Here is a 22,828-nt window from a genome sequence, read left to right as displayed (position 1 = left end):
TCCTGCGGGGGTCAGGGGGTGGCTGCGCCTGCTGTGGCCAGGGCCTGCTGGGCACGGGCCAGGGCGCGTCCGGCGCCGGGATACTGCGGCAGGGCGGCGGCGGTGGCGGCGTGCAGGGCGTCGATTGCGGCGTGGGCGAAGACGCCGCGGGCGGGTCGCTGGTCGTGGATGAGGGTGTGGAAGGCGCTCTGTGCGCGGGGCCAGTACTCGGCGAGGGAGCGGGTTTGCCACCGGGAGCGGGATGTGGGGCGCTTGCGACCTGGTGGGGTCGAGGTGCCGGGGCGGGTCGTTTCCCGCCAGGCCTGGTCGGCGGCCGTGCTCAGGTGGGCGGCGAGATGCTCGGCGGCCTGCGTGCATTCACTGATCCGGGTCGCCTGGGCCGGGTCGTGTTCCTGGGCCCAGGTCCAGATCGGCGGAGTCAGGCTGGTGTACCAGCGGCGGTTTCTGACCTGCCCTTCCTGGTCGAATCCGTGGACCTGGACCCGCAGGCGGCTGCGCAGTTCTTCGGGGAGGTCGTTGAGGCAGGTGAAGGCCAGGGGCCGGTGGACGGTGGCGGTTTCGTCGCTGGCGAGGAGGAGGGCGTCCAGGTCCCGCCACGTGGCCCGGTCGGCGTCGGCTTTGCGCGGGGTGCGCATATGCTCGGCGGGGTTTTGGGGTTGGGTGTGCATGACGTGGTAGGGGTCGGTGGCGTAGAGCCGGGGCTGCTGGGTGGCCCAGGTCAGGTAGGCGTCCTGGACGTGGGTGCCGTCCGGGGAGGGGATGAGCAGGACGGCGTGCCGGGAGCGGCCGGTGAGCTGGGCTCCGGGCCAGGTGATCTCCTCTGGGGGCTGCAGGGGGTCGGGGGGCTGCTCCCGTTCCCAGGGGCAGGCGTCGGTGGTGTCCTGGGAGGCTCCCTGGAAGGGGAAGAGGCCGGCTAGCAGGGTTTCGTAGAGCGTGGCGCCGTGCGGGTGGAAGGAGAGGGTGCCGCGCAGCGGGCCTGCGGTGGTCTTGCCGCTGGTGTGGGTGTCGACGGTGCGCGTGGAGCAGGTGCCGGAGGGGCCGTAGGCGTGGTGGAGCAGGAGGTGCCACAGCGCTTCGTCGCTGTCGAGGGGCTGGGGGCTGTGGTCGGTGTGGTGGTTGAACCAGACCAGGTTGCGCCCCTGGGGTCTGCCGTAGACGAGGGCGTTGACTCCGGCACGCCGGGTGCACTGGTGGGCGAGCGCGGGGTCCTGGAGGAAGGGCCGGGTGGGGTGGAACAGGTCGAAGACGTGGGCGTCGAAGTAGGCGTGGACGCTCTGTTCGGGAAAGCCGGCGGGCTTGGTGAGCCAGTGGGCTCGCAGCTGGTGCCATTGCGCCAGCGGCATGTCCGGGTTGTCGAGTCCGGTGAGACGGGCGGTGATGGCGACCAGGACACGCAGAAGGGCTGAGGCAGCCGGAGGGATGGGAAGGGCCAGGTCTTCGATGGTGTGCGCGTGGATGAACAGCTCCCGCAGGCCCACCTGCTGGTGCCGTGTTCCGGTGCGGACGGGAATGCAGGGCTGGTGGTCGAGGGGGTAGCTCGGTGCAGGCATGGCGGATCCTGGGCGGGAGGTGCCGGCGAAGCGGGGGCGTGCGCGTGTTCACCGTGGGCAGCGGGAGGCCGCGCGCCGTACTGTCCTGGGGCGCAGGTGGGCAACTGTGCCGGGGCATGCGAGGGGAACGTTCGCTGGGCGGCGCCGGGGCGGTGCGCGCAAAGTCGGAGTGAGGGCCGGGAGGGACGGCTGACAGCAGTTGTAGCGGGCTGTTCCGGGTGTTGCTTAGTCAAGCAGGAGTGGGCGTGCGGGTGCCAGGCGGCCGTAATTAGTCTGCTTAACACCAATGTGCGCCGTGTGCGCCGTGCGGCCAGGGCCGACGGCGTGCGTCGGGACAGTCGGGTGTCAGTTCTCGTGGTGGACGAGGCCGAGTTCACGGTCCAGGTACAGCAGGTGCCGCCCGAGCCGGACCGGTGTGTCTCGGTGGGGATCGTGCTCCAGCAGGACCAGGTCGGCGAGCAGAGGGTGGTGGTGCCAGGCCTCCGGCGCACCGTGGCGTGCGGTGGCGGCTTCAACCCAGGCCCCGGGGACGGTCAGCGTGTGCTCCAGGACCGCGCGGACTTGACTGCTGCTGAGGCGGGGGCCCTGCGGCAGCGGGATACGGCCTTCACGGTCCAGCGTGAGGTGGCCGTTGACGTCGTCCAGTGTCGGGCCGGGCGCGCTCTGGCGGAAGCAGGCCAGGATGCGGCGCGGACGGGTACCGGGGCGGGTGGGGGCACGGGCCGCAGTCTGGTTCTGCCGGTGGAGGTCGGCCAGGGAGCCGACCCGGTCGTGCGGCGGCACGAGGTGGCCTGCGCTCGCGTGTTCCTGGGCACGGTCCTTTGCCTGCTGCTGCGCCAGCAGCGGGCCCAGGGTGTCGGGAAGCAGGCTGAGGTCGGGGCTCGGACCGTGAACAGCGCCGACCAGGGCCGCCACACCGTCCGGCAGGGTGAGCTGGTGTTCCGGGTGCGCGGTGAGGAATGCGGCCGTTGCTGCCAGGCGGAAGGCAGTCTCGCTGGTCCAGGTGCCGGGCACGACGGTGGCCCCGTTCTCTACGGGGTGGAGCACCAAGGCCTGCGGGCCCCGCTGCGCGAGCCACGGCGCGCGCCGCCAGGACAGTACGGGGCGGTGCTGGGGGGTATCGAAGCGCCAGAGCCGGCCCACGCTCTGCAGCAGGCGGGCCATGGAGGTCAGGTCCGTGATCAGGAAGTCTGTGTCCACGTCGAGGCTCATCTCGAGCAGGCTGGTCGTCACCACCACCAGACGGTGCGGGCGAGGGCCGGCCTTGCCCAGTGCGGTGCGCACCCGCCGCATCGTGGCCTCTCGTTGGTACGCGGGGAAGCGGGCATGCAGCAGCTCCAGGTTCCCTGTGCCGTCTGGCCAATTGAGCCGGCGCAGCAGGTGCTGGTAGGTGTCCTGCGCGTCGGCCACCGTGGCGCAGGCCACGGTGGCGCAGCCGCCGCGGGCTCCCAGCGAGTCGAGGGCCCGTGCGATATGGGCGAGCCGCTCGTCCGTGTCCACGCCGCGCTCCGGGTTGCCCAGCCGCCGGTAGGTGACCGGTTGGACGGTGATGGCGAGCGAGCGCCTCTGGAGGGCGGCCTGGGCTTTTCGGTCAGGAGGGTCGATGACCGTGCAGGAGGCCGTGCGGGCGTCGGCAAACAGCCAGCCGGGGTAGGGAGTTGTGTAGGACTGCTGGAGTAGGTCGCGGCGCCGGTGCCCGGCACCGGCGAGGTAACTGCGGACGAGTTCCTCGGCGATCTGTTGGGGAAGGGTGGCCGAGAGGACTACCACGGGAGTGCCCAGCGCACCGAGCCAGTGCAGCAGGCGCCCCAATGCCTTGAGGGTGAACGGGGTGAAGGCGTGCACCTCGTCGAGGACGACGGTGCGCCCCGACAGGGCCAGCATGCGCAGTGCGCTGTAGCGCACGGGCAGGACCGCCATGACTCCCTGGTCCTCGGTGGTCACGGTGTACTGGGCGAGCAGGGCCCGGTTCCATCCTCGCAGCCACCCGTCCGGTGCCCATCTGCCGCGCGGTGGTGTGTGGTCCTCGTTGGACGAGAACTCGTCTTCGGCGGCCTCGTGTTCTTCCTCTGAGCTACAGGTGGCGGTCTCTCCTGGCGCCAGGGCCTGGCTGGTGTAGGCCTGGTTCAGAAAGCTGTGATTGTGGAGAAGGGAGAGGACCGCGGCACTCGGCCCGTGGCACTTCACGTAGGAATACAGAACGTCGTAGGTTGCGTCGGCTGCTGCTGTGGTCGGCAGCATGTAGGCGATGCCCTCCGTGGCGCAGTTCGCGTTGAAGATCCGCGCGGCCTCGAGGGCCGTCAACGTCTTCCCAGCCCCCGTGCTGTCCATGACCACCAGGATGCCGGGCCCCTTCTGCTCGGTGAGCGCCGGCAGCCTCACCCTCACTGATTCCTGCAGCGGATTTGGCTGGCCTGCATCGGGGTGTGCCACCGCGAAAGGGACCTCGGGCAGCGGTACACGCGTCAGTTGAGACTCCCGCACCACCCCTCGCGCCATCCAGCGCGCCCAAGGGTAATGCTCCGAAGCGCCGTACGCAGACATCTGTGAGCGCCGCACCCAGACCCGCTTCTGGCTGGCGAGTCGGTCCGCGAGCATAGTGAGCCCGGTGAGCAGGACCGCAGCCGGAGCGGTCACTTTCGTGGGAATCGCGATAGCCCCGGTGAGGTGGCGGATCTGCTCGGCATAGCGACGGCGCAAGTCCTGCCACAACGGGCCGCCCAACTCGGTGTGCACACGCTCGCGCCGGGCCGCTCCGTTCAGGTCGAGCTGCCAGAACCAGCCGTGGTGGCCGCCTGGGACCTGCGCGGCACGCACCGCCGGGCTGTCATTGCCACCCGTCGGGTATCCCATGTCGCTCAGAATGCCCAACAGAATGTGCATCGAGGCGCGCTCATGCCGCATGAGCCGCCAGTCCCGCGTATCCGCCTTCAGCGCGTCGCTGATCCGAGCCCACGGCCGTGGCTCGCACATCAGGAAACGACTGACCTTTCCCAGATCATGACAGCCGCACAGAAACATGGCGACGGCGCGGGCTTCAGGGAGGCTGAGTCCAAGACCGTCAGCGATCCGTTGTCGCACCGGCGGGGTCAGGAACCTGTCCCACAACTCCCCTGCCACTGCTGCAACATCCAGCATGTGAAAGAGCACGGGGTAAACGTACGCACGTCCGTACCACGTGAAGTACTTCCCCCAAGGACTCAGATCGAGCCCTCCCTGACGACCATCCTCCACCACCCCCACGCGCACTCCTGTCGGATGCCGGGCACTATCAGAGCCGCAGCAACCTGCCCATTGGTGTGGCGCACTATCCAAGAGGCACCTTATTGAGTGAACATTCACCCGACGAAAACACCACCAGGACTCCCAGTAGGACCATTACGGTGAATCCCAAAGCCCAAGCACGATCTCATACGGCAAGGCAACCCCCGACTTCATAGAACTCCAGAAGGCCCCGTCCCAGCATTAGTCAAAGAAGTGCAAAGCGCCCTCATCGGCGCAGGTCGTGAAGAGGATGCTCTGCACACGCGGAGGTGACTCGGTGTCCCAGCCCGATCTGGCGGCATTGGCGCCGGATGCTCTGCACACGCGGAGGTGACTCACCACTCCTGCGTGTCAGTGCGCTCCGGTAGCCGGATGCTCTGCACACGCGGAGGTGACTCGGTGTCCCAGCCCGATCTGGCGGCATTGGCGCCGGATGCTCTGCACACGCGGAGGTGACTCGAAGAACTCGGCCGAGTTGTCCATCTTGGAGAGGTTCGCTCTGCACACGCGGAGGTGACCCGGCTGCACGTGAACCCATGCCCGCTGTCTAGACCGTCCCCATGTAGACACAGAACACTCCACAGGAGCCGTGGACGCGGGTGAACTCCGGGTGCCTACGATCAGCACGCTGTCCATGCAGAACCGCCGACGCGGCCATCTCAAAGTCCGCAGCTCACCGAATTGCCGATCACCTCTCGCGTTTGCTCGCGTCACGGCCTGTTAGCGGACCAACTTGACGGTGCATCATATCTGCTCGCTGTCGCAAAGCAGGGCTCAGCCTGATCAAGGAACCTGCCCAGGACGGCACTGACGAGGTCGCACTACAGCCACACCAGGAGCGTCCTCTTTGGAGTCGACCGGAATGCGCACAGATCACATTCGGAGCCGGAAGCCCCGTTCCGGCCGACTGCGTACACGAACGGAAGCTCCGAGCAGAGTGCGAAGATGTCGCACTTCCGCCGGCGAGGGTTCTGTCCGGCCTGCCAGTGCAAGCACTGTGGCATAGAGGCATTCGCCGCCAGCGAGCTTGGCCGCAACGGCATCTCGGACGACTCGCAGCACTGCGCCGTCCACGTTCGGATGCTCCGTCAACACGAGAAGGAGCTTGTTGCTGAACTCCAGCTCCATGCCGGGCACTCTGGAAAGGTTCGCGGCCAGCACCTGCCAGACGAAGGGCCAGGAACAACGCGCGAGTCGATGGAGCAAGGCAGTGTCGTTCTCGGCATGCACCCGTTCGGGGTAGTTGACAGGTGTGTACACGAGCGTGACCACTCAGAATCGTCGGGACAATCATCCTGCCATCAGGGCCCAGTCGCCCACGCACGGGGGCTCTGACCGCAGCCAGTCGAAGGTCGCTCACGGGACAGCCCCTAAACGACTCCACACTTGGGCCTGTGATCTGAGGACGGGTCCTTCCTTCGCGCCCCTTGGATCAGGCACCTTGCGCACTTGACCTAGCCCCAAGAAATGTCCGATACCTACCATCCAAGAAATCGACATTCAAACGCGCATACGAATTTTTTGCCGGGAAACCCCGTACTGCAACTCCCATGAAAATGACCTGCCGGTTCTCATTCAATGGCCTAACAAGCACACACCTCAATCTTGCAATTGCGCATCTCAAGATGCATGGGCAGCGCCAAGCACTTGGAACTCCTATAGGTCATTTTGGTGGGAGTTGTCAGGAGAGGGTGGCCCGGGTGGTGCCGAGGTTGTCGGGGCGCAGGGTCACCGAGCGGTGGCCCGGGGCGTTGTACCAGCGTGCCCAGCGGCCGTCGGAGGGGCGGTGGGGGATCGTGAAGTACGCCGTGCAGAGTCCGAAACCCCTGGTCCGGGTGTCGGAGAAGACGAGGTCACGGGTGCGGGAGCGGATGCCGTCGGCGGCGATGACGAGGTCGAAGGAGCGCTCCCCTCTGTTCTTGAGGACGACGTGTGCCTTGTCGCTGTCGTCAGTCAGCGCGGTGACCTCGTCGTCGAATAGGTACTCGGTGTCGTGACGGGTGTGCTCGTAAAGCAGGCTGGATAGCTCCGGGCGCAGGATTTCGAGGTCCGCGACGGGCCCCTTGCCGCCGAAGGCATCTGCGGGAAGTGCCGCCTTCGTGCGGTTCTGGTCGTCGACGAAGCGGATGCCGGCCTCTTGGGTGGCGGCGTTCCGGGCAGCTGCTTCCAGGCCCATGCGGCGGATGACCGTGAGGCCCGCCCCGCGCAGGTCCACGGTCTGGCCGCCGGAACGCAGGGCGGGGGCGCGCTCGACGACGGTGGCAGTCATGCCGTGCCGGGTGAGCCAGTGGGCGAGGGTGGGGCCGGCGATTCCGGCGCCCGCGATCAGGACTGTCCTGGGCGGCATGCTGCTCCGTCCGGTGGTGGGGTGGGTGGGTGAGGGGATGAGGGATGAGGGAGTGCGATGGGTGAGTAGTGAGTTGGTGGGTGGGGCGGTGGCCGGGGTGGTTCTGTGGTGCCGTCTTCTCCTGGTTGGTCAGTGGAGGGCGGGTTGTTTGTCGGCCGGTGGGCCGGGGTTGGCTGCCGGTCCGGTTGGGGTGGAGGGGATGAGGAAGGAAGCGATGAGCCCCAGCAGGACGAAGCCTGCCGCGATGTATCCGCCGAGGGCGACGCCGTCCGTCATCGCGGCGCGCGCCGCGTCCGCGATGGTGGTCGTCTGCGGGTTTGCCGCGAGGGGGCCGATCGCCGCGCCCGCGCTGTCGGTGACGGCGCCGCTGAGATTGTCCGCCTGCCCGGCGGGCAGGCCCATGCTGGTCAGCCTGTCGTGGAGCTTGGTGCTGAGGGAGCTGAAGAACACCGTGGTCAGGACGGCGATGCCCAGTGCGGAGCCGAGTTGGCGGAAGGCGCTCTGGACGCCGGAGGCCTGGCCGGAGCTGCGTTCGGGGACGTCGTTCAGCACCACGTTGGTGACCTGGGCCGTCGCGAAGCCGACGCCGATTCCGTAGAGGAAGAGGACCAGGGAGACCGACCACCAGGAACTGGTCGGGGTGGCAATCAGGGCGATTCCGGCGAGTCCGACGACCTCCAGGGCCAGGCCTGTGCGCAGTTGGCCCAGCGGGGCGATCTTGGCGGCCATCCCGAAGCTGGCGCCGCTGGCTACGAAGCTGCCGATGGCCACAGGTACGAGGGCGAGACCGGCTTGCAGTGCGCTGTAGCCGAGGGTGAACTGCAGCCACAGCGGCAGGACCGCGACGATGCCGAACTCGCCGATGCCGATGATCATCGTGGCGATGTTGCCGTTGCGGAAGGAGGGGATGGTGAACAGGCCGACGTCCATGAGGACGCGGGAGGTGTCGTCCCCGCGGCTGAGGGTGATCTGGCGGCGTACGAACGCGAAGAGGGCGACGGCGGACACGAGGAGGGCGACCAGGACGGGCGACGGGCCGCTGTCCCACTCCAGACCCAGGGCCTTCAGCGGGTGCACGGTGGTGATCCAGCCGTAGGTACGGCCCTCGACCAGCCCGAAGGCGAGCAGGGCCAGGCCCGTGACGGACAGGAGCGCGCCGGGGATGTCGATGCGGCCCCGGGTGCGGGGAGACGGGGCGATGTAGCGCAGTACACCGATGCCGACCAGGACGGACAGCGGGACGTTGATGCCGAAGGCCCAGCGCCAGGAAACGTGTTCGGCGAGCCAGCCGCCCAGCAGCGGACCGAGGGCCGCGGCGGCGCCGATGGTGGAGCCCCAGACCGCGAACGCCTGACCGCGCGCCTTTCCGGTGAAGGTCGCCTTCAGCAGTGACAGCGAGGTCGGCAGCAGCATCGCCGCCCCCGCCCCTTGGAGGAAGCGGGCCAGGATGAGCAGCCCGCTGCCGGGGGCCAGGCCGGCCAGCACGCTGGTCGCGCCGAAGACGACGACACCCCAGACGAAGACCCGGCGGGCACCGAAGATGTCGGCCAGCCGTCCGGTCAGGAGCAGCAGGGCCGCGAAGACGATGGCGTACGACTCCTGGATCCACTGTGTCTGCGCCGACGTGGCGTCCAGGTCCTCGATCACCGAGGGAACGATCACGTTCACGATCGTGGTGTCCACCACGATCAGCGCCACACCCAGCGCGATGGCTATCAGACCGAGCCACCGCCGGGTGGCGGACGGGTCACGCATCACAACTCCTTCCATCGTGGAATATTTCCGCGATGGACATTAAAGTGATGGGGGTAGGTTGTCAAAGCGCGTCCGGGTGCCACTCACCCGGACCACGGGAGAAGGGCGGCGGCGGTGGCGGAGGAGACGGCACACAGCGAGGTGTCGGCACAGCGGGAGCGGCTGGTCGAAGGGCTGCGGTCCTACGGTGGCCACTACACCGAGCTCGGCCGCCTGTTCGCCGCATGGCTGGGCCTGCACTCCACCGACGCGGTGGCACTGCTGGAGATCACCGCGGCCGACGAACGCGGCACCCCGTTGTCACCGGCCCGGCTCAGCGAGCGCATCCTGCTGTCCCCGAGCGCCACCACCGCGCTGCTGAACCGGCTAGAAGCGGCCGGCCACATCGTCCGCAGCAGGGAGCACACGGACCGTCGGCTGGTGACGCTGCGCAGCGGCGCTCACGTACGGGAACGTGCCGATGAGTTCTTCGGCCCGCTGGGTGCCCAGCTGGACGCGGTCATGGCCAAGCACCCGCCCGAGGTGCTGGTGGGATTCGAGGCTCTGCTGACGGACCTGTGTGCCACCATCGACGCCCACATCGCCGAGCGGATCCAGAAGAGCTGACGACGATGCGGTGCTGCTTCGCTGCTTCGACCGGGCTGCGGGGCAGGCCGGTTGCTGGCTCCGGGGCGGGCCGGTTCCTGGCTCCGGGGCGGGGCGGTTCGGGCGGACCGGCGGGTTGAATGGTGCGGCCCCGGAGGGTTGTTGGCGGCTCGGGGGCAGCGGGTTCTCGTGGCTCACTTCCGGTGTATTGGCTCGCTTCTGGTGTGGTGACTCACCTCTGGTGCGTGGTGGCGAGGACTGCGGTGAGGCTGTCGGTGAGGGCCGTGTCGTCGCGCTCGGCGCTTGCCCAGGCGATGTGGCCGTCGGGGCGGACCAGGACGGCGCGGACGTCGGTGAATTCCGCCGGGGGCCGGTGCGGGGTGGCGGTGTGGGTGTGGAGTCCGGGGCGCGCGTACCCGGTCAGGGTGCCACTGCCGGAGAGGTCCAGCAGGAGGTGGCCGTCGGCGCGCAGCAGGGTGAACAGGCCGGTGCCGCCGAGGGCGAGGTCGGGGGCGCGTGTGCCGGTCAGGCGGTGGGCGCCGGGTGCGGTGGCGGGGTAGGCGACGGCGAGTGAGCTGACCTGGGCGGCCAGCAGGTCGTTGAGGTCGGGCTGTGCGGTGATCAGCCGGGCGAGCAGCCCGCGCAGGGCGAGGCCTTCGGGGGTGAAGGCGGTCATCAGGGCGACCTGGGCGCGACTGGTGGCGGTGAGGTCGGCGCCGACCGGGTGGCGTTCGGCGTGGTAGGTGTCCAGGAGGCCGTCGGGGGCCCATCCGTTGAGGGTGGCGGCGAGCTTCCAGGCCAGGTTGGCGGCGTCCTGGATGCCGACGTTCATGCCGACGCCGCCGGCCGGGAAGTGCTGGTGGGCGGCGTCGCCCGCGAGCAGGACACGGCCCTTGCGGTACTGGTCGGCGAGGCGGGTGGCATTGCCGTAGCGGGAGAGCCAGACCGGGTCGCGCAGCCCGAAGTCGGTGCCCGCGACGGAGCGGACGTTCTCGCGCAGTTCGCGCAGGGTGAGGTCGCCGGGCCGGGTGGTGGTCAGGTCGCGTGGGGTGATGCCGACCAGGCGGTGGATGCCGCCGGGCATGGGGGCGGCCATGAGGGCGCCTGCGGGTCCGAAGCAGCTGTGGCCGGGAGCGGGCGGGTCGTCCAGGACCACGTCGCCGAGCCAGCCGAAAACGGTGGACGGGGTGCCGGGGAAGCCGATGCCGGCGGCGGTGCGGACGGTGCTGCGGGCGCCGTCGCAGCCGACCAGGTAGGCCGCCTTGAGGGTGCGGGGGCCGTGCGGTCCGGTGGTATGCACGGCGATGCGGTCGGGGTGCTCGGTGAAGCCGGTGACCTCGTGACCGCGCAGGATTTCCGCGCCCAGGCCGATGGCCTGCGCTTCCAGCAGTGCTTCGGTTCGCTCCTGGGGCAGGGCGAGGGTGTACGGGAAGGGGCTGGGCAGGCGGCGGAAGTCCAGGCGGGCGTCGAGGGCCCCGAAGTGGCCGCCGGGCAGCGGTATGCCCTCGTCGACGAAGGGCTGGTGCGTCCCGCGGGAGGCGAAGGTCTCCAAGGTGCGCGGGTGCACGGTCAGGGCGCGGGAGCGGGAGTCGCGTTCGGTACGCGGCTCGATCACGGCGACGGTGACGCCGGCGCGGCGCAGTTCGCCGGCGAGCCACAGACCCACGGGTCCGGCTCCTGCGACGACAACCTGGTGGTTCATGGGCGTGTTCTCTTTCCCGACATGCTCTTGGTCGGCGACCAAGGGTCGAGGCGGAGTAAACTAGGTCAGTGACCAAGAAGCAAGCCGGGGAAGATGCCAAGAGCCAGCTCTCCCGTTCCGCCGTGATCGATGCCGCCCTGCTCGTCCTGGACGAGCGCGGTCTGGAAGCCCTCTCCACGAGGGCGGTCGCCGAGAACCTCGGCGTGCGGATGAACACCGTGCTGTGGCACGTGAAAACCAAGGCCCGCATGCTGGAGCTGATGGCCGACGCGGTCCTCGCCGACATCTCGTACGACGACCTGCCCGACGCCCCGCTGGACCGGGCCCGCGAACTCGCCGCCCGCTACCGGCGCGCTCTGCTCGCCCACCGCGACGGCGCCGCCCTGGTCACCGGCACCTACGCGGCCGAACCGCACACGCTGCGCTTCGCCGACCACCTCGTCGACGCGCTCCTGCAAGCCGGCACCGACGAACGGGGCGCGGCCTGGACCGCCTGGACGATCACCTACTTCACCCTCGGCCTGACCCAGGAGGAACAGGCCGCCCCCGAAACGGGCGACGCCAGGCTCGCGCACGCCGTCGATCCCGCCGCGCACCCGGCGCTGCAACGGGTGCTGCCCCACCTCCAGGACAACTTCGGCGAACGCTTCGCCTTCGGCCTGGAGGCAACGCTGTCCCGTATCCCCGCCTGACGGGTCCGGCGTGAGGACGCCGGGGTCGTACCGGGGGCAGTTGGCCCGTCGCGCGGTCGGCCTCGCCGCTCCGGGCAGGGATGTCGTCGGAGTGCGACGACGACTACTCCCCCACCGGCCTCGAACGGGTGAAGTCCATGGTCCAGTTGTGCTCCCAGGTACGGCCGTCGTCGGCGGAGAACTCCTGCTCCCAGCGGGCGGTGTCCGGGCCCAGCCGGGTCCAGGTGAAGTGCACGCGGATCGGGCGGCCGTTGAGCACGTCCTCGCCGTAGAAGTCGCCACGGTCACCGACGAAGCCGCCGACCACCGGCGGATCCAGACGTCCCGTCCGGCTGTCGGACCAGTGGATCGACCAGCGTTCCGTCTCGCGGTCGAACAGACGCAGGGTCACGCCCTGACGGCCGAGGGTGGGAAAGGTGATCTCGTCGATGTTGCCGGCACCTCCGAAGAGCGACCGGACCACCACGTGTCCGGGGAACTCGACCCAGGCGCCGCCCGAGCCGAGTGGTGCGGTGAGACGGCGGTTGGCCACGTCCCAGGAACCGTGCAGGAAGTCGAATTCGTCCATGCGCCGCACGTTAGGACCGGTCTCCTGACAGCTGCTGTCAGTGAAGGTCGAGGGGTGTGGGTGTGGGTGCGGGTTGGGCGGTTTTCCGCTGCCGGGTGCGCCGGAGATTCGAGCCCGGCGCGCGAAGCGGCGCCGAGGAATCCAGGCGCCGCCGGGGGTGGGAAAGTGCGCGCCGCCGCATGCGTCTGCTCTTCGGGAGCGCCTGTACGCCGGTTCCCACGGCGGGAAGCCGAACGGCCTCGCCAGTGGCCGGGGTTCGTGGAGTGCCGGGCCGGTCCCGCAGCGTGCGGCCTTCGACGTACGGTACAGGCGCCGCGCCGACGCACCACGTGCCGGGACGCGCGTGAAGGCGCTTCCCGGCACGTCGGCCCTACTGAATTCCCGTCACCGGGACAGTGCTACTTCGTGGCGTAGGCGTGCAGGATCGTCAGCTTCGACCTGGTGCCCTGCTTGTCGGTGACGTCGGCGCGGAAGGAGACGCTCCGGCCCTGTTCCGGGTTCTTCACGGTGATCGAACCGTCCTTGACCTGCACGGCTTTCCAGGTCTTTCCGGCATCGTCGCTCGTCTCCACGGTGAGGGACTTGAGGTTCTGGCCGGCTGCCGAGCCCTGTACGGTCACCGGCACCCGGACCGACTTGCCCGCCGGGGCGCGCGAGGTGAGGTCCACGGGGGCCGCGAAGCGGACCGTGGACACCGGCAGCGCCGTGGTCAGCGCCACCTTCCCCGAGCGGAAGGTGAATTCGGCGTCGATGCGGGTGGAGACCGCGGCGACCGCGGCCGAGCGCTCGGCGGACGTCGTCAGCCGGTACTCGGCGTCGGCGGGGGCGACCTCGAAGGTCTCCTCACCGGTCAGCGGGTCGTTGTTCTCGCCGACCTGGACGCCGTCGCGGTAGAGCACCGACCGGGCCGAGGTGTACCGCGAGTATCCGCCGTGGCCCTGGCCGTCGGCGAAGAGCGGCAGCGAGCCGTAGATCTGCTGGCCGCCCGAGGCCGTGTCGGACGCCCTGCGGAAGACTCCCATGCCCTTGCCGAGGAGCGGGCCGAAGACGCCGGTGTTGAACGTCTCGCGGTACGTCCTGCCTGCCGCGTAACGCTTCGGCTCGGACGTTCCGTAGCCGGTCTCGTCGCCCGAGTCGCCCCGCTGGTAGTGCTCCATCGCCCACTCGACGCCGTCGCCGGTGGAGAGGTGCACGGTGCGTGTGCCGGGCGCGGGCTGCCCCATCGCTCCCCTGGCGATGGTCGTGGTGCCCGGCAGCTTGGGCAGTACGAGGAGGAAGGAGTTCTTGCCGGGGCTCGCGGCGCCGAGGCCGACCTGCACGGTGGCCAGTTCGGCGGCCTTCGCGTGCTTGCGGTAGCCGGTGGCGAGCTTGCTCGTGCTGCCGCCGTAGGCCAGCGAGTACTGGGTGGTGGCGTCCTTGCGGAGGTGGGCCTCCCAGTACTGCTTGAGCGAACCGTCGGTGACGGCCGGGCCCATGTGGGCGGTGCGGAAGTTGGTGAACCCGGCCGTGAGCAGCCAGCCGCCGCCGGCCGCGCCGTCGCCGACGTCGTACGAGACGCCGCCGAAGGCCGTCCGGTCGGCGCCCGGGGCGGTGATGTCCACCGGCTTCGCGGTGCGTGCGTCGGCGGTGACCGTCATGTCGCCGGTGACCTCCAGCCGGGGCTGGTTGACCCAGTCGGTGCCCTTGGCGAGGTCGGACCAGTCCTGCACGATGTCCGCGTTGAACGCGTACGTCCCCTTGGGCACCCGGAACTTGTGGGCGCCCGGCTCGTCGCGGACGTATGCCTGGAATTCCTTGGCGGCGCCGGAGAGGCCGGTGAGGGAACTGGCGAAGCTCTGGGCGTCGGCTCCGTCGCGGCCGAGGGTGCGCAGGGTGACGGTGTAGGACTCGCTCTCCCGGGTGGCCACGGCGGCCGTACCGACGACCTGGCCGGCACCGGTGGCGGTGACCCGGGCGGAGAAGGCGCCGTCGACGTCTCCGACCCGGGTGTCGGCCGTCAGGTCGACTTCGGCGCGGCCTCCTGCGGGCACGGTGATCTTGTCGGCGCCGAGCTTGAAGAACCCGGCCGGGGCCGGTTTGCCCGCCGGGTCGAGCGCGGACACCGCCAGGTCGAGGGTGATGTCGGCGGTGGAGAGGTTGCGGTAGCCGAGCTTCTTGGTGACGGGCTCGTCGTCGTTGTGCGGCCACTGTGCGACGCCGAAGGCCAGCGAGACCGGATCGGCGATCACGCTCTGGGACAGCGCCCGGTCGACCTGGATACGGCCCGAACCCTGCTGGAAGGCGGTGTGGTCGCCGCTCTTCGCGGTGTCGGTCAGTGCGCCCTTGAGGTCGGCGGGCTTCCAGGTCGGGTGCCGCTGCTTCAGGAGGGCGGCTGCGCCCGCGACGTGCGGGGTGGCCATGGAGGTGCCGTCGATCTGGAGGTAGCCCGGTGCCGGGTGCGGTGTGGCGGGGTCGGTGTCGATCGCACTGCCGGCCGCCGCGGCGGCGGTGATGGCGACGCCGGGCGCGGTCACGTCCGGCTTGACGGCACCGTCACCGACGCGCGGGCCGACGCCGGAGAAGTCCGCCAGCTTGTCGTCCTTGTCGACGGCGCCGACGGTCAGTGCGGCGTCCGCGCTGCCGGGCGAGTCCACCGAACCCGCGCCGGGGCCGCTGTTGCCCGCCGCGACGGCGAACAGGACGCCCTTCTCGGCGGACAGCTTGTCGACCGCCGCCTCCAGCGGGTCGGTCTCGGGGCTGTCCGGACCGCCGAGGCTGAGGTTGATGACGTCCGCGCCCTCGGCGGCGGCCCACTCCATTCCGGCGATGATGCCGGAGTCGTCCCCCACTCCCTCGTCGTTCAGCACCTTGCCGCTGATGATCTTGGCGCCGGGGGCCACCCCCTTGTACCTACCGCCCGACTTGGCGCCCGTGCCCGCCGCGATGGAAGCGACGTGGGTGCCGTGCCCGACGCGGTCGACGGCATCGGCGGAGGCGGAGAAGTTCTTCTCGCCGACCACCTGGGTCTTCAGATCGTCGTGGGTCCTGTCGACGCCGGTGTCCAGTACCGCGATCTTGACGCCCGTGCCGTCGTATCCGGCCTGCCACGCCTTGTCGGCGCCGATCTGCTTGACGCTGCGGTCCAGGCTCGCCCGGCGCACCCCGTCGAGCCACACCTTGTCGATGCCGGGGGCGGCGGTACGGAGACCGCGCCGCTGGTCGGTCAGCGCCTCCCACACCTTGGCCAGGTCGCCCGGCGAGGCCTGGACGGCGTCCGCGTTGATTGAGGGGAGGGTGCGCCGCAGCCGGGTGTCACCGGCCGCACGCACTTCGGCCCGTGCGCCGCCCGCCACACCGGCGTACTGGACGATCAGCTTCAGACCCTCGCGCCCGCTCCTGCGCAGCTGGGGGTCGGTGAGCGCGGTGACGTCGAAGAGCCGTGCGTCCAGCTTTCCGGCGGCGATTAGGGGCTGCGCGTCGGTGGGCAGTACCGAGGTGTGGCCCTTGGCGCGCTCCACCTTCACCGGTATCCGCTCACGCCCCTTGGCGGGCTCGAAGCCCATCACCCGGCCTTTGGCGCCGACCACCACGTGGTCGCCCGTGATGAGCTGGACCCGCTGACTTCCGTCGGGGCGCGGCTGGTTGGAAGCGGTCGGCGGGGCCGGGCCGACCGCTGTGGCAGGGCCGGTCATACCCGCCACGAGGGCCACCGAAGTGGCCGCCGCGACGGCGAAGGCGCCTGCTCTTCTCGGATGTACGGGCAAGTCTCCCCCAGGAGCTTGGGATGAAGCCGAATGGTTCCGGTGGCGGGCGCATCGTCTCCGGCCACCGGTCAGCGGAAGTATGGGACGCGTGGGAAATGTGATCAACGGTGGGACAGGAGTGAAGAGTTGAGGCAAAGAGTTTTAGGACAACCTTCCACTCCCGCGATGTGAGCGGATGCACGGCCGACGGGCCGATGCGCAGGGCCGACCGTGACCGGCTCGCACCGGAATAGCGTGCGGTCGCGGGCTCCCCGGCCGGGCACCCGGCTGCTTCCGACGCGTCTGCGCGACGGACGCCTCACGGAGCGTTCGGCTCCGTTTGGCTGTATCCGCACCCCGATGGAACCTGTCGCCGTCAGGGGGAGAAACGTCCGCACTGATGACTCGTGACTCGTGACTCGTGACTCGTGGCTCGTGGCTCGTGGGACAACGGGCAGCCGGACCGGTCACAGGTGAACGGTTGGTGAGCTGTTACCCCGTCCGGCGCACCAGCACGATGGTGCAGGTCAGAACACGGCGTGCCGTACACCCCACCTGCCTCACAAGGTCAAGGTGCGCGGTGATCGCACGCGTCGAGAAACGGGGTCCCAATGCCGACCATCAGGAACAAGGTTCGGGAGACGCACATGCGCAAGACGATCCGGGGAGTACTGGCAGGCGCCGCGGTCGCGACCGTCGCCGTGGGCATGACCGGCATGTCGCCGGCATCCGCGAGCACCGCGCCGGCCGGGGTGACGGCCGCCGCCCAGCAGCAGGACGGGAAGCCCGGTGTGAAGGGCGACCCCTGTGGCTGGTTCGCCAATCCGGGCGCCTACTACAACCACTGCGGAACGGGCAACGTCGTCATCTACGTCGACAGGTGGAACATCGGCGGCATCAGCGACTACGAGAAGTGTGTCGGTCCGGGCACCACCTACCTGGGCGGCGGATGGCCCGACTTCCAGGGCGCCTGGTACGTCGGCAGGTCCTGCTGACGCGTCGCGGCGCGCGAACGGGGGGCGTTGGACCGCGCGCCGCGGACACGTAGCAGCCACGGCGGCCCGCAGGACGACCTGCGGGCCGCCGTACGGTGATGCGTGCCAGGCAGGGCGTTGATTTGACAGTTCGTCAGCCTTGCACTGCCGGCGCACGGCCACGGGTGGTTCGTGCGGACCGCTCCACGCCGAGCAAGTTCCCCGACCATCTCGTTGTACCAGGCGCCCGAAACCTCCACGGCAGCTGGGAAGGGGTCTCCGCCTGCGGCAAGGCGGCAGTGGGTGGGATATCTTTGGCTAAAACTTAGGTTAGCCTCACCTCATGAATGTGCCGCGCGCGGGAGTGACCGCCGCTTCCCAGCCCGCTCCCCCTGTCGCACCGGAAACGCCGGAGCCCGACCGGGGCACCGACACGCCCGCCGCGGCCGTCGGCGCGGCGTCCGCGCGCTCCACGCCGCCCGGCGACCGGAGCGGAACACGCACGGAGCGGCGTGGGCTCCCTCTTCCGGCGATCCTCGGCATGTTGGTTGTGGTCCTCCTCGGCCTCCTGGCGCTGTCGCTGTGCGTCGGCGCGGGCGAGGTCGGTCCGCGCGGGGTGCTCGACTACCTCCTCGACCGCGGCGGCGCCCGCACCGACTCCCGGCTCTCGCTCGTGGTCGGCGATCTGCGCCTGCCGCGTACGTTCACCGCGCTGCTGGTCGGCGCGGCACTCGGGGTCGCCGGGTGTCTCCTCCAGGCCGTCACCCGCAATCCACTCGCGGAGACCGGGCTGCTCGGGGTGAACGCGGGCGCCTCCTTCGGCGTGGTGGCCGGCATCGCGCTGCTCGGCCTGGACTCCGGATTCGCCTTCCTGGTCTGCGCGTTCGTCGGCGCGGTCGTGGCCAGCGGTCTCGTACTGCTGATCGCCGGGCGGGCCGGCGGGTCGCCGATGCGGCTGGTGCTCGCGGGCTCGGCCCTCGGGGCCACCTTCGGCGGGGCGACCAGCGTGATCGTGGTCAACTCGGCGGAGACGTACGACAAGTTCCGCAACTGGGTGCTGGGGTCCCTGGCGGGCGTCGAGGGCTTCGGTGAACTCGGCCGCCTCGCCCCCGTCCTGCTGGTCGGCTTCCTCATCGCGCTGCTGATCGCCCGGCCGCTCTCGGCGCTGGCCCTCGGCGACGACATGGCGCGCGGCCTCGGGCACCGGCCGCCCGTCATCCGTACCGTCGTCGCTGTCGCCGTCACCCTGCTCACCGCGTCCGCCGTCGCGCTCTGCGGGCCGGTCTCCTTCCTGGGCCTGCTCGCCGGGTTCCTGGCCCGCGCGCTGGCGGGCACCCGGCTGGCCGCCCGGCTGGTGCTCGCCGGAGTCATCGGCGCCCTGGTCCTCATCGCCTCCGATGTCCTGGCCCGCGTGGTGTCGCGGCCGTACGAGGCGCCAGTGTCGGTCATCGTGGCGCTGATCGGCGCCCCGGTGCTCATCGGCATCGTACGGTCGCGGAAGCTGGCCGCCATGGGGATGACGGACCCGGCCGCCGAGGAGCGCCGCCCCACGAAGCCGGGGCGTCTGTCCCCCGGGGTCCTGCTCCGCAGGGCGTTTCCCGCCGGGTTGCCGCTGCCGCGCCGCGCGAAGAGCGGGGCCCGTCCGGCCGAGAGCCTCGTGCTGCGCCGGGGTCCGGTCTCGCTGCTCGTGGCACGGCGCGCGACCCTCGCGGCGCTGTCCGTCGGGGCGCTGCTGGTGCTCGCCGTGGTGCTGTCGGCGCAGGCCGGGCAGAGCGACATGGGCCTCGCGCGCACCTTCCGCGCGGTGTTCGGGTACGGCGACCACTTCGACGTACTGATGGTGCAGAAGTTCCGGCTGGGCCGGATCGTCGCGGGCCTCGCGGCCGGTGCGGCGCTCGGCCTTGCGGGCTGCCTCACCCAGACCCTCGCCCGCAACCGGCTCGCCACCCCGGAACTCCTCGGCGTCAACGACGGCGCCACGGCGGCCGTCCTGGTGTCCGTCTCGATCAGCGGCACGTTCGGCGCCTGGTGGGCGGGGCCGATCGGCGCCCTCGTCGCGGTGGTCGTCGTGGTGGTGGTCTCCGGCGGTCTCGGACAGCGCGGCTACCGGGTGCTGGTGGTCGGGCTCGCCATGTCGGCGCTGGCCTCCGCGGCCACCCAGGTCGCCCTGTCGCGGCGCTCCCTCAACTCCAGCAGTGCGCTGTACGTGTGGACCCAGGGCAGCCTCAACGGCCGCAGCTACGACGTGGCGCTGCCCGTGCTCATCGGACTGGTGGTACTGGTCCCGTCGGCCCTCGCCGTCTCCCGGCACCTCGGCGTGCTGCGCTTCGACGACTCCACCGCCTCCTCGCTGGGGTCGGGCCCGGCCCGCACCCGGATGATCTGCCTGCTCCTCGCGGTGGCCCTGGCAGGGCTCGCCGTCGGCATCTGCGGGCCGGTCGGCTTCGTCGCCCTGGCCTCCCCCGTCATCGCCTCCCGGCTGGCGGGTCCCCTGCGGGTGCCGCTGATCGGTTCGATGCTGGTCGGGGCGGCGCTGGTGACGGTCGCCGACACCGTGGGACGCGTCGTGTTCGACGGCACGGAACTCCCGGTGGGTGTGGTCACCACGATCCTGGGCGGCCCCTTCCTGCTCTGGGTACTGCTGGGCCGCTCCCCCGCGACCCGCGTGTGACCCGTACCGAGGACCCGGTGCGAACCGTTCCGAGGAGCCCCTGGTGAACCGTCCCGAGGACCCGCTGGCCACCCGCCCCCGGTTCACACGTGTGATCCGTCCCGCCGCCCCACGAAAGGCAACGACCGTGCTCAGCCCCCTCCTGCGTGCCCTCTCCGACGACGTACGGGACGACAAGCCCGGCGCCGAGCAGGAGTTCTGGCAGTACGCCGCCGCCCACGGCACGCCACTGGTGGAGCCCGACCCGGAGGGCGACGCGGCGTACCGCCTCGTGACGTTCGTGTGGCGGGACGAACCCGGGGCGCCCGCGACGGGCGTCCTGGCGCTGCTGCACACCGTCACGGACAAGGACCGGCACGCCGCCGACCTCGCTCCGCACCTGATGGAGCGGGTTCCCGGTACCGGCGTGTGGGCGAAGTCCCACCGGCTGCGCGCCGACCACCGGGCCTCCTACCAGTTCGCGGTGGGCCACGGCACCCGTGACGAACTCCTGCGCACGGACCGGGCGGCCTGGCGGCGCGTCCTGGACGGAGCGCTGCCGGACCCTCTGTGCCGGGGACTCCCGTTGCCCGCGCAGGGTGCCCGCAACCCGGCGTCGGTGCTGGAGCTTGGGGACGCGCCCGCGCAGCCCTTCGCCGCGCGGCGCGCGGACGCCGCGCGCGGCACCCTGCGCGACGAGGTGGTCGACGGCCGGCGCGTCACCGTCCACCTCCCCCACGGGCACCGTCCGGACGGCGGGCCCTACACCGTCGCCGTACTCCTGGACGGCGAGATGTGGGGCCCCGTCCTCGCCGTCGGCGACACCCTGGACAATCTCCTCGCGGACGGTCAACTGCCGCCCACCGTCGCCCTGCTGGTGGACACCATGGGGCGCCGGATGGAGGACCTGAGCTGCAACGGCGCCTTCGTGGACTGGCTGGCCGACACCCTGCTGCCCTGGGCGGCGCGCGAGTTCGGCACGGCCGCCCATCCGGCGCGCACCGTGATCGCGGGCCAGAGCGCGGGCGGCCTGACCGCCGCCTTCGCCGCCTTCCACCGGCCGGACCGCTTCGGGCGGGTGCTGTCGCAGTCCGGTTCGTTCTGGTGGCCGGACGACGAGGCGGGGTTCGGCGCCGGCAGCGAGTGGCTGACCAGGCAGTTCGCGATCACCGAGCGGCGCCCGGTGCGGTTCCGCATCGAGGTCGGCCTCCAGGAGTGGATGCTGCTCCCGCAGAACCGGCATCTGCGCAACGTACTGGAGGCGCGGGGTTACGAGGTGTCGTACGAGGAGTTCAACGGCGGCCACGACTACGCGTGCTGGCGCGGCGGCCTGGCGACGGGGCTGTCCGAGCTGCTGTCCTGAGCGGCCGGGCGGGGCGGGCGAAGTACGCGGAGGCGCCGGACGGGGCGGGACACCCGTGCGGCGCTGCTGCGTACGGTAGGCCGGGATCAGGTCTGCGAAGTGGTCCGGCCCGGTGCTCCCGGCCGGACGGGAGCACCGGACGAAAGCGCCGGACGGAACTGCTCGTTCCGTCCGGCGCTTCCTCGTACCACCGGAGCAGTGCGTCAGCCGCGAACCGGCTGCCCCTCCTCCGTGGTCCCTCCGGCCAGGGGTTCGGGTTCCGTCGGTGCCTCGTCGTCGAAGTCCGGTGGGGCCGGTGCCTCGCTGGGCAGTCGGAGCCCGACCAGCGCACCCAACGCCACCAGGCCCGCCGTGACGCAGATCGCGACCCGGTAGGGGCCCGCGTCGGCGGCGGAATGGGCGTCGCCGCCGATCACGGCCGCGCAGGCCGCGATGCCCAGCGCACCGCCGAGCGTCCGCACGATGGTGAACAGGCCCATCGCATGGCCCATGTCCGGCGGCGCGATGCCCTCGAACCCGGCGATCTGCACGGTCAGTACGGCCGTACCGAGGACGAGGCCGATCAGGAACATCAGGGCGCGCACCGCCCACTCCTGTGCGGAGACCTGCGGGACGGCGAGCAGCGCGAACACGCCCGCCGCCAGCACCAGCGCCGGTACGGTCAGCAGCCGTGGCCCCAGCCGCGGCATCAGCCGGTCGACGACCTGCGAGGCCAGCATCAGCCCCACGGCCTCGGGGAAGACGATGAGCCCGGCGTCCAGCGCCGTGGCACCGAGCGCCGCCTGGTACAGCAGGGGGAAGACGAACAGGACGCCCATCAGCCCGGCGGCCGTCACCGCCGCGAGCGCGGAGGCCGCGCCGTACACCCGGTCCGCGAGCAGCCGCAGCTTCAGCAGCGGTTCGGGGGCGCGCAGCTGGTGGACGACCGTCGCGATGAGGAGGCCGGTTCCCAGGACGGCGCTGATTGCCACGCCGGGGGTGCTCCAGCCCTGGGAGGGGCCGAAGCCCAGCGCGTACGTGAGGAGGCCGAGCGCCGGGGTGGCGAGCAGGAAGCCGGTCCGGTCGAACGCGCCGGGGTCCTCCTCGCGGTGCTCGCGCAGTCCGACCACGCCCAGCAGGACGGCCGCCGTGCCGATGGGCACGTTGACGAAGAACAGCCAGTGCCAGGAAAGGTGCGCGGTCAGGAACCCGCCCAGCGGCGGGCCGAGCGCGGGCATGAGCGCGGTCGGCACGATCAGCACCTTCGCCAGGCTCGCCCGGCGGTGCGGCGGGAACGTGCGGAACAGCAGCGTCATGCCGACGGGTGTCAGCAGCCCGCCCGCCAGTCCCTGCACGGCGCGGGCGGCGACCAGCGACGGCAGGTCCTGGGAGAGACCGCACCCGGCGGACGCCAGCGTGAAGACGGCCAGCGCGCCGAGGAAGACCCGTTTGGTGCCGAACCGGTCCCCGGCCCAGCCCGCGACGGGCAGGGCCAGGGCCAGGGCGATGAGGAACGCCGTCTCGACGGTGTTGGCCGCCGACAGCGGCCTGCCGAAGTCGCCCGCGATGGTGAACAGCGCCGGATTGACGATCGTCGAGTCCAGGCCGTTCATGCACATGGCGGCCGTGTAGACGAGGACGACGGCGACGGTGGGCCGGATCCTGGGCCTGATCATC

The 22,828-nt window shown here is 70.7% G+C and carries 13 protein-coding genes and 1 CRISPR repeat array; of the genes, 5 read left to right on the top strand and 8 right to left on the bottom strand.

The window, feature by feature from the left end:
- Positions 1–11: 11 nt before the first annotated feature.
- The 4 genes from casA to ACFYVL_RS38925 form a co-directional block, all read right to left on the bottom strand.
- Positions 12–1,550: a type I-E CRISPR-associated protein Cse1/CasA gene (gene casA, locus ACFYVL_RS38940; protein ID WP_389253754.1), complete on the bottom strand. Its 1,539-nt coding sequence runs from the start codon at positions 1,548–1,550 to the stop codon at positions 12–14.
- 345 nt (positions 1,551–1,895) lie between these two features.
- Positions 1,896–4,784: a CRISPR-associated helicase Cas3' gene (gene cas3, locus ACFYVL_RS38935; protein ID WP_389253782.1), complete on the bottom strand. Its 2,889-nt coding sequence runs from the start codon at positions 4,782–4,784 to the stop codon at positions 1,896–1,898.
- A gap of 277 nt (positions 4,785–5,061) precedes the next feature.
- A CRISPR array of direct repeats spans positions 5,062–5,335; the repeat unit is 29 nt; unit sequence GGATGCTCTGCACACGCGGAGGTGACTCG.
- 1,160 nt (positions 5,336–6,495) lie between these two features.
- On the bottom strand, positions 6,496–7,161 hold the full coding sequence (locus ACFYVL_RS38930; protein WP_389253752.1) for an FAD-dependent monooxygenase: 666 nt from the start codon (positions 7,159–7,161) through the stop codon (positions 6,496–6,498).
- Between the two features lie 129 nt (positions 7,162–7,290).
- The gene (locus ACFYVL_RS38925) at positions 7,291–8,916 is read right to left on the bottom strand and encodes a DHA2 family efflux MFS transporter permease subunit (protein ID WP_389253750.1); all 1,626 of its coding nucleotides are present in this window, start codon (positions 8,914–8,916) and stop codon (positions 7,291–7,293) included.
- Positions 8,917–9,030: 114 nt separating this feature from the next.
- On the opposite strand from ACFYVL_RS38925, the gene ACFYVL_RS38920 reads away from it, so the two are divergent.
- Entirely contained in the window at positions 9,031–9,522 is a 492-nt protein-coding gene (locus tag ACFYVL_RS38920; protein ID WP_389253748.1) for a MarR family winged helix-turn-helix transcriptional regulator, read from the top strand.
- Between the two features lie 211 nt (positions 9,523–9,733).
- Here the strand turns inward: ACFYVL_RS38920 and ACFYVL_RS38915 are convergent, their stop codons facing one another.
- Positions 9,734–11,203 (bottom strand): FAD-dependent monooxygenase, encoded by a 1,470-nt coding sequence (locus ACFYVL_RS38915; protein ID WP_389253746.1) that lies wholly within the window; start codon positions 11,201–11,203, stop codon positions 9,734–9,736.
- Between the two features lie 68 nt (positions 11,204–11,271).
- Here ACFYVL_RS38915 and ACFYVL_RS38910 point away from each other — a divergent pair, with 68 nt between their 5' ends.
- The gene (locus ACFYVL_RS38910; protein ID WP_389253743.1) at positions 11,272–11,895 is read left to right on the top strand and encodes a TetR/AcrR family transcriptional regulator C-terminal domain-containing protein; all 624 of its coding nucleotides are present in this window, start codon (positions 11,272–11,274) and stop codon (positions 11,893–11,895) included.
- Between the two features lie 103 nt (positions 11,896–11,998).
- Here ACFYVL_RS38910 and ACFYVL_RS38905 read toward each other — a convergent pair whose 3' ends face one another.
- Both ACFYVL_RS38905 and ACFYVL_RS38900 read right to left on the bottom strand, forming a co-directional pair.
- On the bottom strand, positions 11,999–12,463 hold the full coding sequence (locus tag ACFYVL_RS38905; RefSeq protein WP_389253741.1) for a hypothetical protein: 465 nt from the start codon (positions 12,461–12,463) through the stop codon (positions 11,999–12,001).
- Positions 12,464–12,861: 398 nt separating this feature from the next.
- Positions 12,862–16,134, bottom strand: coding sequence for a S8 family serine peptidase (locus ACFYVL_RS38900; RefSeq protein ID WP_389253739.1), 3,273 nt, complete (start codon positions 16,132–16,134; stop codon positions 12,862–12,864).
- Between the two features lie 698 nt (positions 16,135–16,832).
- Here ACFYVL_RS38900 and ACFYVL_RS38895 point away from each other — a divergent pair.
- The 3 genes from ACFYVL_RS38895 to fes all read left to right on the top strand — a co-directional run bounded on the left by ACFYVL_RS38895 (position 16,833) and on the right by fes (position 21,172).
- Positions 16,833–17,180, top strand: a complete 348-nt coding sequence (locus ACFYVL_RS38895; protein ID WP_389253737.1) for a DUF6355 family natural product biosynthesis protein — start codon at positions 16,833–16,835, stop codon at positions 17,178–17,180.
- Positions 17,181–17,502: 322 nt separating this feature from the next.
- Entirely contained in the window at positions 17,503–19,830 is a 2,328-nt protein-coding gene (gene fhuB / locus ACFYVL_RS38890; RefSeq protein WP_389253735.1) for a Fe(3+)-hydroxamate ABC transporter permease FhuB, read from the top strand.
- Positions 19,831–19,921: 91 nt separating this feature from the next.
- Entirely contained in the window at positions 19,922–21,172 is a 1,251-nt protein-coding gene (fes, locus tag ACFYVL_RS38885; protein WP_389253780.1) for an enterochelin esterase, read from the top strand.
- A 203-nt stretch (positions 21,173–21,375) separates the two neighbouring features.
- On the opposite strand, the gene ACFYVL_RS38880 is transcribed toward fes, so the two are convergent.
- Positions 21,376–22,827 (bottom strand): DHA2 family efflux MFS transporter permease subunit, encoded by a 1,452-nt coding sequence (locus ACFYVL_RS38880; protein WP_389253778.1) that lies wholly within the window; start codon positions 22,825–22,827, stop codon positions 21,376–21,378.
- Position 22,828: the final 1 nt, after the last annotated feature.

This window comes from Streptomyces sp. NPDC004111 (genome assembly GCF_042874215.1).
Classification (GTDB): domain Bacteria; phylum Actinomycetota; class Actinomycetes; order Streptomycetales; family Streptomycetaceae; genus Streptomyces.
This window is presented reverse-complemented; position numbering and strand designations above follow the sequence as displayed.

What these genes read in the sequence shown, in the direction of transcription:
- casA (WP_389253754.1), bottom strand. Translation starts at nt 1,550, where the DNA reads ATGCCTGCACCGAGCTACCCCCTCGACCACCAGCCCTGCATTCCCGTC.
- ACFYVL_RS38930 (WP_389253752.1), bottom strand. Translation starts at nt 7,161, where the DNA reads ATGCCGCCCAGGACAGTCCTGATCGCGGGCGCCGGAATCGCCGGCCCC.
- ACFYVL_RS38925 (WP_389253750.1), bottom strand. Translation starts at nt 8,916, where the DNA reads ATGCGTGACCCGTCCGCCACCCGGCGGTGGCTCGGTCTGATAGCCATC.
- ACFYVL_RS38915 (WP_389253746.1), bottom strand. Translation starts at nt 11,203, where the DNA reads ATGAACCACCAGGTTGTCGTCGCAGGAGCCGGACCCGTGGGTCTGTGG.
- ACFYVL_RS38905 (WP_389253741.1), bottom strand. Translation starts at nt 12,463, where the DNA reads ATGGACGAATTCGACTTCCTGCACGGTTCCTGGGACGTGGCCAACCGC.
- ACFYVL_RS38900 (WP_389253739.1), bottom strand. Translation starts at nt 16,134, where the DNA reads ATGACCGGCCCTGCCACAGCGGTCGGCCCGGCCCCGCCGACCGCTTCC.
- ACFYVL_RS38895 (WP_389253737.1), top strand. Translation starts at nt 16,833, where the DNA reads ATGCGCAAGACGATCCGGGGAGTACTGGCAGGCGCCGCGGTCGCGACC.
- fhuB (WP_389253735.1), top strand. Translation starts at nt 17,503, where the DNA reads ATGAATGTGCCGCGCGCGGGAGTGACCGCCGCTTCCCAGCCCGCTCCC.
- ACFYVL_RS38880 (WP_389253778.1), bottom strand. Translation starts at nt 22,827, where the DNA reads ATGATCAGGCCCAGGATCCGGCCCACCGTCGCCGTCGTCCTCGTCTAC.